Origin of the sequence: Corynebacterium sp. HMSC071F07 (genome assembly GCF_001810285.1) — a bacterium.
Taxonomy (GTDB): domain Bacteria; phylum Actinomycetota; class Actinomycetes; order Mycobacteriales; family Mycobacteriaceae; genus Corynebacterium; species Corynebacterium simulans.
This window is the reverse complement of sequence record NZ_KV800697.1, coordinates 46,383-58,335: the sequence shown is the minus strand read 5'-3', so window position 1 is coordinate 58,335 and position 11,953 is coordinate 46,383. Positions and strand designations below refer to the sequence as shown.

Genomic DNA, 11,953 nt, shown 5'->3' with positions numbered 1-11,953 from the left:
TTAGTTTTACGCCGAGGCTAGCTTCTGAACAATGAGGGTGTTAAGGGATACGCCCTCTCGCTCCGCTTCAATGGTGAGGCTCCGGTGGAGCGATTGAGGGATGCGAAGGTTGAACTTTCCGGAAAAGCTGCGTTGGCCAAAAGGTTCTGGGGCTTGCTCATTGTTGCGTTGCATATCTTCTAGAGTTTCTTCGACGATGCTGCGCAGCTCGGACTCAGCGGTAGCTGCAGTGGAGTCGAGCCATGACAAGGAGGGGAACTCTAGGACTGTGGCAACGAATTCTCCATCCTCTTCGGACCACGCGGTTTGGTAGGTGTATTTGTCTGCGAGGTTCATGGTCTGCTCCTAGAAATAGAAGTCGCACTCAAGTTGCAGCTCAGAGAAGCGAACATTATTCCGAGAAGTCCGCATCTTGATGAGGATCTTTTCTATCTTTGAAACCACACTTTAGTGGTACCGAAAATAGTACTACTACTGGTTGGGGTAAACCATGGGGCGGCCCTGGGCTTTCCACGCATCCGTGCCGCCGTCGACGTTGATGACGTCCCAGCCCTTGGTGTGCTCCAAGTACTGGCACACCTGCATGCTGCGTCCGCCTAGGTGGCAGATGACGTAGATGTCTCGGTCCGGGTCAATCTCGTCGAGGCGCTCGACGAGGTCTCCCATCGGGATGTGCGTGGCGCCCTGGGCGTGCTCGGTGTTCCACTCGTGGTCCTCGCGGACGTCGATAAGCTGGGCGTTCTCTGGTACTTCCTGGGGCGTTACGTTTCTCATGCCCCATACCCTAGTCACGCGTTGGGCCTAGTGCTGTTCCTCCACTCGCCGCGTCCAGGGAAGGGCTTCAAACTCCGCGCGGTCTCCGTTCACAAACCGCTCAAGGAGGGACAAGGCTTCGTCGATGTCCTCAAGGAGCATCTGGAAGTTTTTCTCCTCACCGTTGTTGTGGCCCCATTCGACGAGGTAACGTGCCGCTCCTGTTTCTGAGGGTTGCACGCGGTCGACCTGGCAGTAATCGCCCGGGACTATTCGGTCAAAGGCCGCTACCCACGCTCCCACTTCGGGGAAGCCGTCCTGGCGAACTGCTTCGAGAAGGTCATCGTTGAAAAGATATGCAGCTGAGCCGAAGACCGTGGCATTGACCATGAAGCGCTCTTCCTCAGGGATATCTGAGGATGACTTCTGATCTTGCCAATTCACTTTGTCTACCAATTGCGCTGGGGAGTAGGTGAATTCAACCATCAAATCCAGAGCAAGGGGCAGTGGGATGGATGGGATTTCGTGTAGGTTCCCGTCGGGGGTGACAAGGTCAAGCGAAACGTTGTCGCCCGTATAGGTTGTTTCCAAGGTATAACGCTCCTGGAAGTCCACCTGACTCCCGGATCGAACCTCAAGCCTCCATCCTGTGAAGAGGCGAAGCCCTGCCTCGAGTACGGAGGAGGATGTAGTCACCTCCCAGGTGTTCACATACAACTTATCCGCGAGTAGCTTCAACTGGCAGCTCTCAGCCCCTGGAAGCGGCTTGCCCGACGGGTTATACAGCGCCAGGGAATCATCGACAACAAGCGAAATGCCATAGTCCTGTGCCAGATGAGTTAGTCTCTCGATCGTGACCGTCCTGACGTCAGCAGGGATGAGCAGCCGAGTAAGTGCTTGGGCCTCTACCTGTTCCTCAGCGAGGAGGATTTCGCTTCCGAGCTTTGTGTTAATCCTCTCAATGTATTTCTGCATCCGAGGGCTGGGCTCGCCATTATGGTCAGCGCGGATGCGGTGCATCATGCATACTGATGCTTCAGTCCACTGTTCCTCGCGCTCTGGTAGCTCCATTGCTGTGACCGTGGTGTACGGCGCGGGATCCGAAGATGAAGAGTCCGGGAAGACCGTGGAAATCATCTCGCCGTTGCCGTCTAAATAGTGCTCCGCCACTGCGATGACTTCGTCTGCAATATCGAAGGTCTGCACATTGTCGGTGCCGAGGTTATCGTAAACCTTTGCGGTCCACTGTCCCTGTGTATTGCGGCCGTAGGCCAGGGAAAATGTTGGCCATTTGTGCAGGTGGACCATCACGCCTTCGGGGAGCTCCTTCACCGCGTCCAGCCGGCGCCAGGGTGTTTCGTGGCGGAATGAAGGATCCAGGATAGGTTTTGATGCGCGCTGAGAAAGCGGCTCCCATGCGAATTCTTCGATCAACGGGTTGCGATCACTGAAGGAAAGCAGAGTTTCTCGTGCTTCTTCGTAAGTATCGACAGTGAGTGTGCGGAATACCGGTTCAGTGGCCTCTGGAGGGAGGCTGGACCATATCAGTTCGAACTGGCCGCTTGCGCGCACGTGCATGGACATTTCGAGGCCGTAGCTTCGTTCTTCCGAGCCATAGTTGATTACCTGAATCCACGTCTGTTCGGGCATCGGCAGGCGGAGTGCGTCTTCAAAGGCGCGATCAAGCATAGGTCTGCTGACCTGTCGCCACATAGTTCCCATGCAGTTCCTGATGGAGGAAAGGCCATTGCTGCTCGTGGGGATTCCAGTCGCATTAAAGAGGATGTCTGTGGTTCCAATGAAGACCACCAAGCCGTGGTAATACGCCAACAAAGCTAGCTTTTCTTGGAGCTCTAAATTGCTGGAATCCATCGTGACCGTGACGGCCGAATGCGCGGGCACGTCCTGTCCGAAGAGCTTGGAGAGTGCCGCCGATGCCTCTTCCATTTCTGGATCCGGCTTACGAAAGGAATCCAGCCCTTCCGTCTGTATTAACTCCAGAAAATAGTCATGGTCGGCAATTAATTCTTTCTTAAAGCGCACGATGTTGAGCTGCACGTCCATTAAGCGGGGTCCTTCCGGGGTGGGTTGGGCAAGGGCACGAACAAGCTTATATGTCTTGCGTCACAGTTTTCTTGGGATCCTCTGGACGGTCTCTGTCAGGGCGCTCTTGTCGACGGTGGGCGGGCGCGGGCTTTAGCGGTGCGCTGAAAGGTACTCCAAGATTGCCTTGACGCGGCGGTTGTCTTCGCTGGGATCTAAACGCAGCTTGGTGAAGATATTGGAGACGTGCTTGGCCACCGCGGCGGAAGAAAGGACGAGCTCGGCGGCGATGTCCTTGTTGGACTTGCCGCGGGACATGAGTTCGAGCACCTCGCGCTCGCGCGGGGTGAGCTCACCCAAGCCGCTGCGCCCGGAGCTCATTAAAGCCTGAGCCACGGTGGGGTCGATGACGGTGCCGCCCTGGGCCACCACGTCCAGGCTGGAGAGGAAGTCCCGCACTTCGGAGACGCGGTCTTTCAGAAGGTAGCCGGTGCCGGCATCGGGGGAGTCGAAGAGCTCCACCGCGTATGCGGGGGCCACATATTGGGAGAGCACCATGACGGGCAGGCCCGGGTATGCGTTTCTTAAGTTCACGGCGGCTTTCAAGCCGTCGTCGCCCATGCCCGGCGGCATGCGCACGTCCGTGATGACGATGTCCGGAAGCTCATCGCGCAGCTTGTCCACCACCGCCTCAAGCGCCGGGGCGGAGTCCGCCTGGCCCACAATTAAATGCCCGCGGCGCTCCAACAGGCCGGCGAGGCCCTCGCGCAGAATGGCGGAGTCATCCGCCACGACGATTCTCAAACTCATTGGTGAACTCCTGACTGTCCGCGATCGAGAAGAAGGGGAATCGAGCACGTCAGCCTCGTCGGCCCGCCCGGGGGAGAGCTCAGCGTCATCTCTCCGCCGAAAGCGACGAGGCGCTCGGCCATCCCCGCTAAGCCGTGACCTTGTAAAACCTGTGCGCCACCCGGCCCCTCATCCACCACGGTGATTTTCAAGGAGGCATCCGCGGTCACTAAAACGGAGACCGGCGCGCCGGGCGCGTGCTTGGCAGCGTTGGTTAAAGCCTCCGTGCCGAAGAAGTAGCCGCAGGCCAACACGGAAGCGGATAGCTTGGGCAAAGGATGCGGGGCGAAGACGCTGACGTGGGGGCCGTGGGAAGAAGCAGCGTCGGCAAGCGCGGCCACCAAACCATGATCCTGCAGGACCTGGGGGTGGATGCCGTGCACCGTGGCGCGCAAGGACTTGAGGCCGCGGTCCACGTCCTGCTTAGCAGCGGTGAGGAGCTCGGTGAGGTCAGCGGGGGCGTCGAGAAGAGCCTCGCCCAACTTCATGCTCGCGGCCACGAGGTATTGCTGCGCGCCGTCGTGCAGGTCGCGCTCGATGCGGGCGCGCTCGACCTCGTAAGCGTCCGCGATGGCGCGGCGCGAGGCCGTGAGCTGCGCAATCTGCTGCGCCTGCTGCTGCTCGTGCGTGGTAGGTTGGGGCTTCTTTCGGAACACGGTTCACAGCATATCGGGCGCCCCGAACTACAGGGGTAGTGCTGGCACTACCTTAAAGAGCAACGCTAGGGCTGTTCTTTCCGCGGGCCCGGCACGGTGGAATGAGAGACATGGCACAGACACTTTCCCTGACAGACATCACCAAGGACTTCGGCGGCGGCCCGGTGCTCGCCGGAATTTCCCTCGATATTAAACCGGGCGAGCTCGTGGCCGTCATGGGGCCGTCTGGCTCCGGCAAGTCCACGCTGCTGCACTGCATGTCCGGCGTGCTCACCCCCACGCACGGTAGCGTGCGTTACGGGGACGAGGAGCTCTCCGCGCTTTCCGACGCCCCCCGCTCCCGCACCCGCCTGCGCAACTTCGGCTTCGTCTTCCAGGATGGTCAGCTGCTGCCGGAGCTCAGCAACGTGGATAACGTGGCGCTGCCGGCCATGCTTAACGGTATGGGGCGGGGTGCGGCCCGCAGGCGCGCGATGGAGCTTCTCGATCAGCTGGGCCTGGGTGGCCTGGCGGACCGCCGCCCGGCGCAGGTCTCCGGTGGCCAGGCCCAGCGCGTGACCATTGCGCGTGCGCTGGTGGCGAACCCAGGCGTTGTCTTCGCCGACGAGCCGACCGGTGCGCTGGATCAGTCCACCGGCCACGAGGTCATGCAGATGCTCACCACCATCGTGCGCCAGGCCGGGGCGAGCCTGGTCATGGTCACGCATGACCCGAAGGTGGCCGATTGGATGCAGCGCCGCGTGGAGATTCGCGATGGCATCATTCACGACGACCGCCGCCTGGGGGTGATTCGATGAACACCGCCACCTTGGTCTATGACCTGCAGCGCGAATCCATTCGCGCGCGCTCGGGCACGGGCATCGTCTCTCTATTGGCGATTGTGAGCCTGACCATCGGTTCCGCCATTGCCTTTTTGGTTGCGGGTGGTACCTGGATGTTTTGGGAGCGCGCCCAGCACGTCGAGGACGCCGCGCCCGCCCTCAAGGAGGCCTTTGGCAACGAGATGGAGGCCTTCCTTTATCCCTGGTTCGCCCTGGCTCTCTTTGCCTGCGCGTTCATCCTTCCCGCGCTGTTTAACCTCACCTCCCAGGCCGCCGTCCTGGGTGCGTCCGGCAGGGAGCAGCGCCTGGCCACCCTGCGCCTGCTGGGCTTAAGCTCCCGCCAGGTGGAGCGCATGGCAATTGTGGAAACCGGCCTCCAGGCGGTGATCGGCATCGTGCTCGGCGGGCTGATTAGCCTACTCGTCGCACCGGTCTTTACCCAGCTGGACTTCCAGATGCGGCCCATTGATCTGACAGAGATTCTGCTGCCCTGGTGGGGATATATAGCCGTGGCCGGTGTGCTTTTCCTCCTGGCCATCGGCGCGGCACTGTACGGCATGCGCCGCGTGCGGGTGAGCCCGCTGGGCGTGGCCAAACGCCAGATGCCCGCGGCCTACCGCTGGTGGCGCGCCATCGTCTTCCTCATCATCGTGGCAGTCGGCGGCGTGTTCCTCACGGGCAAGGCGGGCCCGCCCACCGCGATGGTCGTCGTGGTCATGTTTGGCATGCTGATGAGCATCAACCTCATCGCGCCTTTCATCCTGCAGCTGGGCGCGCACGTCTTCTCCCTCTTCCCCGGAACCGCGCACTTCGTGGCCTGCCAGCGCGTGGCGGGCAATGCCCGCCCGGCATGGCGGCGCAGCGCTGCCATCGGCTTCTTCGGCTACCTGGCCGGCTTCCTCGTTGCCGCGCCCCTGGGCTCCGATGCCTTGGCCTCGGTGCTCAAAGAAGATCCCGGGATGAACGTGGTGTTCAAGGACATCTCCACTGGCGTTGTACTAACCCTCGTCTTCGGCTTCACGTTGACCACCATGTCCATCATCCTGGGGCAGGTTTCCGGCATCTTCGAGGACAAGGAGCTCATCCGCTCCCTGGATCTCATGGGCGTGCCGCGTGGCTTCCAGTTCCGGTCCGGCGCCCTGACGATCATGGGGCCGGTGGTGGGCTTGAGTTTCTTCGGCTTCCTCTTCGGTGGCGGTATCGCCTCGCTGATGTTCTTCTCCAGCGTCGATTCAAGCGACGTCGACGTGAGCGCTCGCCTGCTTATGGCCTTCGGCTTCTTGGCAGTGGGCTGGCTGGTTACGCTCCTTGCCATCGTGATTGTGGAGCCTCTCCGCGGTTACGTGTTGCGCACGGGACGGCGAAAAGAATGAAAACGGTACTGAGAATCTTCGGTGGACTCTTTCTGGTTGCCTTCATCGCCGTGCTCGCGGCCGTGTATTTCTTCGGCCCTTCCTATGGCGGGGCGTTGTTGGGTAAGTCCTACTTCCTCTTCAACGCCAGCGAGAAGCGCATCAACACCGCGATGGTGGATACTGCAGCAATCACCGGAATCTATGGCGAGAGCGAAGAATTCCAGCGCGCCCGCGAGGCTTTCAAAAAGGACCCCACGAACGCCGAACTCCTCGATGCCGCCATCGATGCCGCCGGCGGCAAGCACTCCAAGGTCTTTAACACCGAGAAGGAAAAGGCCATCGACAACGCCGAGCCCTCGGTTTCCTTCGAGGACGGCATCCTGCGCGCCACCGTCCCGTCTATCGGCCGCCACGATGATGGCCAGGCCTATGCCGATACCTTGGCTCAAGGCCTGACTGCCCACCCGGAGGCCTGTGCCGCCGTGGTGGATCTGCGTGGCAACGACGGCGGCGATATGGGCCCGATGTACGCGGGCTTAAGCCCCCTGCTGCCGGATGGCACCGCGCTCTCCTTCGTCAGCCGCATGGGCACATCTGACGTGGTCATCGACGGCAATTCCGTCACCGGCGGCGGCACGCCCACCACCACGTCGGGCGGCAAACTTGAGGTTCCCGTCGCCGTGATTACCGACGACGAAACCGCCTCCTCCGCCGAAGCCACCCTCCTGGCCTTCCGCGGGCTGGACAACGTGCGCACCTTCGGCGAGCCGACCGCCGGCTACGCCTCCGCGAACGTGGTTCTGGATTACCCGGACGGCCGCTCGCTCATGCTCACCACGGCCAAGGACAAGGCGCGCACCGGCGAGGAATTCGCCGAGGACCCCATCGCCCCCGATGCCCCGGAATCCGAGCTCGATTCTTGGCTCGCTTCCCGCTGTGGCTCCTAAGCACGTTGCGGCTTCCTAGCCGCAACGCTCGCCTTCCCACCGCCAGTAGTGGTGCCACTTCCACGGCGGAGGAACGAACTCGCCCCGCCGTTTGATGACCGCGAGGACCTGGTGCACAGCGACGTCAAGGTGGTGCTCAATCGTGGCGGCGGTGAAGTGGAGGGGCAGGTAGCCGCGCTGGATGGCGTCGTTAAGCTTCTGGCGGTCGATTTCGAAGCGCTGCCGGTTCTCGCCTTTGTGATACGCATAGCCGTCCACCTCGATGGCAACCTTGTGTTCCTCTAGCACCAAGTCCCAGCGGTAGGGCCCAACCCGCACGTTGTTGCGGACTTTGACGTGGGGTTCAAGGCCCCGGGTGAGGTCGCGCTCCGGCTTGCTATCCGCCCCGACGATGGCCTTCTCCAACACCTCACGCGTGTGCTTGGGCAGGCGGCGAAAGTCCAGCTGCTCGGTCTCGATGCGCGAGCGCCCGTGTGGCCCAGCGAAGAAGGCCTCGATGAAGGCCACGCCATCCTCCTGCGCCATGGCCTCAATGCATTGCAGCGGGCTGCACACGTTTACCCCGTTCATACTGCCCAGCGCCTTGGGCCGTGCCCGCCGGCTGCGGAAATACGTGCTTGATGCCATCGTTCCTGCACGCAGGAAGTGAAGCGGAAAAGTCAGTTCTTGGCCAAGATACTGCTGAGCGGCGGAATAGCCGTCTAAAGCTGAGTCCGGCCAGCGCCGCGAGACGACTTCAGCGAGCTCGCGCGGCGTTGGCACCGCAGATAAATACAGACCGCGGCAAATCTTGATTGCCTGCCCCTTAGCAGCGCGGCGAGTCCCCGCGCGTCCCTCGAAAATTTCCATGTGCCCCCGACGAGTACGTTTCTAACAAATAAGCCCCCAGAAACCGCTGTTTTCGGCCCCCTATTTGATCGAATCGTACGTCACGAACGAGGAGTTGTCGCGGTGACAAAGAAAAAGGACGTTTCGATCAACTAAGGCCTCTCAAACCCTCGGATTTTGAGCCCTATTTGATCGAAACGTCCCTAGAAACGTGAATTACTTGAAGCGAGCGATAGCCTCTTCGAGGATCTTCTCCGCCTCAGCCTTGTCGCCCCAGCCAGAGCCGGTAACTTCCTTGTTCGGCTCCAAGTCCTTGTAGTGGACGAAGAAGTGCTCGATCTCGTCCTTGATGGAATCCTCAACATCGTTGATGTCCTGGTAGCGCTCCCAGCGAGGATCATCGATGACGCAAAGCAGCTTGTCGTCGCCGCCGGCCTCGTCGGTCATCTTGAAGACGCCGAGGACGCGAGCCTCAACAACAACGCCCGGGAAAACTGGCTCCGGCAGGATAACGAGAGCGTCGAGCGGGTCACCGTCCTCACCCAGGGTGTGGTCGATGAAACCGTAATCAGCCGGGTATGCCATTGGGGTGAACAGGTAGCGGTCGAGGTGAACCTTGCCGGTCTCGTGGTCAACCTCGTACTTGTTGCGGGAGCCCTTTGGGATCTCGATGGTTACTTCAACGCTCACTGCGTATTCCTCCATACAAATTGTGGGTACTGGGGGATTGCGGCCGAGAATATTCGGCATCATCAATCGCTGCCAATAGTCTACCGTGCCCCATTATCGCGCTAGGGTGAAAGGCGATGAAAGCGAAGCATATGTGGTGGACGGGCACGGCCGTGGTGATGGCCGCTGCCATTGCAGGCACGGCTGCACTTGGGGTAAACATCCAGAGCGCCTACAACAATTTGGACCACGGGTCCCCATATTCCCAGCCCACGCCGGCGACCCCTTTGCAGGTTGCCCAGCCCGGCGATGTGGATTTAGAAGCGCTGAAGGCCCGCCTTGATTCCCAGGCCAAGGACCCCGCGTTGGCGACGTTCGGCGCGCAGGTCATCGACACCACCAGCGATGAGGTGGTGTGGGAGCGCGACGCCCAGCGCCCGCTGACGCCGGCATCTTCCACCAAGGTGTTAACCCTTGCCGCAGCCACGTTGGCGCTCGGCGAGGACGAACGGATCACCACGCAGGTCCTGCAGGGCGAGCAGGAAGGCACGGTTGTGCTGCGCGCGGCTGGCGACGTCTGGATGACCTCCGCACAACTCGATGACCTTGCCGCCCAGGTGGGCAACGCTAAGCGCGTGGTGCTGGATACTTCCGCATGGGCAGGCCCGCAACAGGCGCCGGGTTGGGATCCCGAGAATGTCGACGAAGGCTTCGTGGCGCCTATGCAGCCCGCGATGCTTTACGGCGGCCGCCTCGGCGCCACGACTGGCGACGTCCCGCGTAGCCACACCCCGGCCACGGATCTTGCGCATGCACTGGCAAAACGCTTAGGCACCGACAAGGTCGAGGAAGGCGATGCTCCGCAGGCCGGCGTCGTGCTCGGTGAGGTACACTCCGCGCCGCTGGCCGAACGCGCGCAGGAAGCCGCGAAGCATTCCGACAACGTCATGACCGAGGCCATTGCCCGCGAGCTGGCCACGGCCCGTGGAAAGGAAGCCAGCTTCCAAGGCGCCACCGAGGCCACCCGCGAGGTGCTCGAAGAAAACGACATCGACTTAAACGGCGTGAATATTAAGGACAACTCCGGGCTGTCCACTGAGAACCGCATCCCGGCGGCAGTGCTGACGCGCATCATGGACATCGCCGCTACGAACGACACCCTGCGCCCCCTGCTGGGCTATCTTCCGCTGGCCGGTGGCGAGGGAACCTTGTACGAACGCTACGGCGATTCGCCTGCCCGCGGCTATGTTCGCGCCAAGACTGGCACGCTGACCGGCGTCTCTGCGCTGGCTGGTACCGCACAGGGCCAGTCCGGCCACGTCTATGCCTTCGCCTTTTTGGTCAACGACGGTGACATCTTGGCCGCCCGCAAGGCCCAAGACGCGCTGGCCAGCGTGCTGCATGAGTTCTAAATACGCGGCAAAGCCCTTCTGGCCGCGAGTTTCGCCAAACTTTCTGGCCTGCCGCCGCGCGGTGGTGGAGTGGGCGCAGGAGGCAAAGCCACAAGAAAGCATCGCCGTGGGGCTCTCCGGCGGCGCTGATTCTCTGGCACTGACCGCGGCCTTGGTGGCCGAGGGCTTCGAGGTACAAGCCCTGTGCGTCGATCATGGCCTGCAGCCGGGTTCTGCGGAGCAAGCCGGGAAGGCCGCCGGCCAAGCAGAAAGCTTGGGCGCGCGGGCAGAAGTACTGAAGGTGGAGGTTGCAGATCGAGGCTCCCTGGAGGCCGCCGCGAGACTAGCGCGCTACCAGGCTTTCGCCGGAGCGACGCGGCTGCCCGTGGCCGTGGCGCATACCGCCGACGACCAGGCCGAGACCCTGCTGCTTGGCGCGCTGCGCGGCAAGGTCGCCGGCATGCTGCCTGCCGCCGAGATTGAGGGCGTGCGCGTGGTGCGCCCCCTGTTGCAGGTCCGCCGCGCGCAGACGCTTGCCGCCTGCGAAGAGCTGGGCCTTGCGGTTTGGCATGACCCGCAAAACCGCGATACCTCCTTCCGCCGCGTGGCGCTGCGCCGCGAGATTATCCCGCAGCTTTCCCAGCTGATTGGAGGAGACTCCGTGCCCGCACTCGCCCAGGCGGCGGGGGATGCCGCGCTTGACGACGCCGCGTTAAGTAACGCGGCGTTGAGTAAGGCGGCGTTAAGCAACGCGGCACCGGGAAGCGAAGGCCTCGACGCTGCGGAGTTGGCAGCTCTTAGCGAACCGGTGCGACGGCGTATCCTGGCTGCGTGGCTGCATGAGCAGGGGGCGGAAGTAACCCGTGAGGTGCTGCGCGGCGTCGGCAAGCTGTGCACCAACTGGCACGGACAGGGAGGCGTGGCCGTGGCACCGAGCCTGAAAGAGCAAAAAATCATGGGGCAGAGGTTGGAAGTAAGAAGGGTTGGTGGCAAACTGGCACTATTGCCCGGTCACTAAAGGAGCGCAAGCGTGCACGACAAAAAAGATTTCAACGTCCCAGCAAATGCTTACGGCAAAGACGTCGAAGCCGTCCTCATTGGCGAGGAAGAGCTGCAAGCACGAATCCAGGAAATGGCGGATAACGTAGCCGCTAAATATAAGGACGCAGAGGAAGAACTCATCCTCGTTTGCGTGCTCAAGGGAGCCGTTTTCTTCATGACGGACTTCGCGCGCAAGCTGTCTATTCCTTCCCAGATGGAGTTCATGGCGGTTTCTTCCTACGGCAACGCCACCTCCTCTTCCGGCGTGGTCCGCATCTTGAAGGACCTTGACCGCGACATCGAAGGCCGCGACGTTCTAATCGTTGAGGACATCATCGACTCTGGCCTCACCCTGTCCTGGCTGATCCGCAACCTCAAGGGCCGCAACCCGCGCTCCCTCGAGGTGGTCACCTTGCTGCGTAAGCCGGAGGTCATTCGTGCCGAGATCGATCTGTTCGATGTTGGATTCGATATTCCGAACGAGTTCGTCATCGGCTACGGTCTCGACTACGCGGAGCGTTACCGCGACCTGCCTTACGTCGGCACCTTGCATCCAGACGTCTACACCAACAAATAGGGATTACTAGGTACAAATAGGTA

The 11,953-nt window shown here is 61.5% G+C and carries 13 protein-coding genes; 6 read left to right on the top strand and 7 right to left on the bottom strand.

Annotated elements, in window-relative coordinates; all coding sequences use genetic code 11:
• Nucleotides 1–6: 6 nt before the first annotated feature.
• From HMPREF2724_RS03275 to HMPREF2724_RS03255, 5 genes are all read right to left on the bottom strand, one after another.
• On the bottom strand, nt 7–336 hold the full coding sequence (locus HMPREF2724_RS03275) for a type II toxin-antitoxin system HicB family antitoxin (RefSeq protein WP_062037092.1): 330 nt from the start codon (nt 334–336) through the stop codon (nt 7–9).
• Nucleotides 337–471: 135 nt separating this feature from the next.
• Nucleotides 472–774, bottom strand: a complete 303-nt coding sequence (locus tag HMPREF2724_RS03270; RefSeq protein ID WP_070432316.1) for a rhodanese-like domain-containing protein — start codon at nt 772–774, stop codon at nt 472–474.
• 27 nt (nt 775–801) lie between these two features.
• Nucleotides 802–2,817, bottom strand: a complete 2,016-nt coding sequence (locus HMPREF2724_RS03265; protein ID WP_070587146.1) for a hypothetical protein — start codon at nt 2,815–2,817, stop codon at nt 802–804.
• 132 nt (nt 2,818–2,949) lie between these two features.
• A complete protein-coding gene (locus HMPREF2724_RS03260; RefSeq protein ID WP_062037101.1) occupies nt 2,950–3,606 on the bottom strand; it encodes a LuxR C-terminal-related transcriptional regulator in 657 nt (218 codons plus the stop codon).
• Nucleotides 3,603–4,301 carry a sensor histidine kinase gene (locus HMPREF2724_RS03255; RefSeq protein WP_070587143.1) on the bottom strand — a complete coding sequence of 233 codons (699 nt, stop codon included), beginning with the start codon at nt 4,299–4,301 and terminating at the stop codon, nt 3,603–3,605. The genes HMPREF2724_RS03260 and HMPREF2724_RS03255 overlap by 4 nt, the downstream gene beginning before the upstream one ends.
• A gap of 110 nt (nt 4,302–4,411) precedes the next feature.
• Between HMPREF2724_RS03255 and HMPREF2724_RS03250 the strand changes: the two genes are divergently transcribed.
• The 3 genes from HMPREF2724_RS03250 to HMPREF2724_RS03240 are packed head-to-tail and all read left to right on the top strand — an operon-like array spanning nt 4,412 to nt 7,424.
• A complete protein-coding gene (locus HMPREF2724_RS03250; protein WP_070587140.1) occupies nt 4,412–5,098 on the top strand; it encodes an ABC transporter ATP-binding protein in 687 nt (228 codons plus the stop codon).
• A complete protein-coding gene (locus tag HMPREF2724_RS03245) occupies nt 5,095–6,495 on the top strand; it encodes an FtsX-like permease family protein (protein ID WP_070587137.1) in 1,401 nt (466 codons plus the stop codon). Before HMPREF2724_RS03250 ends, HMPREF2724_RS03245 begins: the two co-directional genes overlap by 4 nt.
• Nucleotides 6,492–7,424: a S41 family peptidase gene (locus HMPREF2724_RS03240; protein ID WP_070455268.1), complete on the top strand. Its 933-nt coding sequence runs from the start codon at nt 6,492–6,494 to the stop codon at nt 7,422–7,424. Before HMPREF2724_RS03245 ends, HMPREF2724_RS03240 begins: the two co-directional genes overlap by 4 nt.
• A gap of 15 nt (nt 7,425–7,439) precedes the next feature.
• On the opposite strand, the gene HMPREF2724_RS03235 is transcribed toward HMPREF2724_RS03240, so the two are convergent.
• On the bottom strand, nt 7,440–8,273 hold the full coding sequence (locus HMPREF2724_RS03235; protein ID WP_070455266.1) for an endonuclease domain-containing protein: 834 nt from the start codon (nt 8,271–8,273) through the stop codon (nt 7,440–7,442).
• Nucleotides 8,274–8,468: 195 nt separating this feature from the next.
• The gene (locus HMPREF2724_RS03230; RefSeq protein WP_062037114.1) at nt 8,469–8,942 is read right to left on the bottom strand and encodes an inorganic diphosphatase; all 474 of its coding nucleotides are present in this window, start codon (nt 8,940–8,942) and stop codon (nt 8,469–8,471) included.
• A 116-nt stretch (nt 8,943–9,058) separates the two neighbouring features.
• Here HMPREF2724_RS03230 and dacB point away from each other — a divergent pair, with 116 nt between their 5' ends.
• From dacB to hpt, 3 genes are read left to right on the top strand one after another with little or no spacing between them, the layout of a single operon-like run.
• Complete coding sequence (gene dacB, locus HMPREF2724_RS03225) at nt 9,059–10,333, top strand: D-alanyl-D-alanine carboxypeptidase/D-alanyl-D-alanine endopeptidase (protein ID WP_070455264.1); 1,275 nt, start codon at nt 9,059–9,061, stop codon at nt 10,331–10,333.
• Nucleotides 10,323–11,330 carry a tRNA lysidine(34) synthetase TilS gene (tilS, locus tag HMPREF2724_RS03220; RefSeq protein WP_070455262.1) on the top strand — a complete coding sequence of 336 codons (1,008 nt, stop codon included), beginning with the start codon at nt 10,323–10,325 and terminating at the stop codon, nt 11,328–11,330. Before dacB ends, tilS begins: the two co-directional genes overlap by 11 nt.
• A 12-nt stretch (nt 11,331–11,342) precedes the next feature.
• Complete coding sequence (gene hpt / locus HMPREF2724_RS03215) at nt 11,343–11,930, top strand: hypoxanthine phosphoribosyltransferase (RefSeq protein WP_061924728.1); 588 nt, start codon at nt 11,343–11,345, stop codon at nt 11,928–11,930.
• Nucleotides 11,931–11,953: the final 23 nt, after the last annotated feature.

Bases quoted from the DNA above. Each gene is read 5' to 3' on its own strand.
- HMPREF2724_RS03270 (WP_070432316.1), bottom strand. From the start codon at position 774: ATGAGAAACGTAACGCCCCAGGAAGTACCAGAGAACGCCCAGCTTATC.
- HMPREF2724_RS03275 (WP_062037092.1), bottom strand. From the start codon at position 336: ATGAACCTCGCAGACAAATACACCTACCAAACCGCGTGGTCCGAAGAG.
- dacB (WP_070455264.1), top strand. From the start codon at position 9,059: ATGAAAGCGAAGCATATGTGGTGGACGGGCACGGCCGTGGTGATGGCC.
- HMPREF2724_RS03245 (WP_070587137.1), top strand. From the start codon at position 5,095: ATGAACACCGCCACCTTGGTCTATGACCTGCAGCGCGAATCCATTCGC.
- HMPREF2724_RS03250 (WP_070587140.1), top strand. From the start codon at position 4,412: ATGGCACAGACACTTTCCCTGACAGACATCACCAAGGACTTCGGCGGC.
- HMPREF2724_RS03240 (WP_070455268.1), top strand. From the start codon at position 6,492: ATGAAAACGGTACTGAGAATCTTCGGTGGACTCTTTCTGGTTGCCTTC.
- HMPREF2724_RS03260 (WP_062037101.1), bottom strand. From the start codon at position 3,606: ATGAGTTTGAGAATCGTCGTGGCGGATGACTCCGCCATTCTGCGCGAG.
- HMPREF2724_RS03265 (WP_070587146.1), bottom strand. From the start codon at position 2,817: ATGGACGTGCAGCTCAACATCGTGCGCTTTAAGAAAGAATTAATTGCC.
- tilS (WP_070455262.1), top strand. From the start codon at position 10,323: ATGAGTTCTAAATACGCGGCAAAGCCCTTCTGGCCGCGAGTTTCGCCA.
- HMPREF2724_RS03235 (WP_070455266.1), bottom strand. From the start codon at position 8,273: ATGGAAATTTTCGAGGGACGCGCGGGGACTCGCCGCGCTGCTAAGGGG.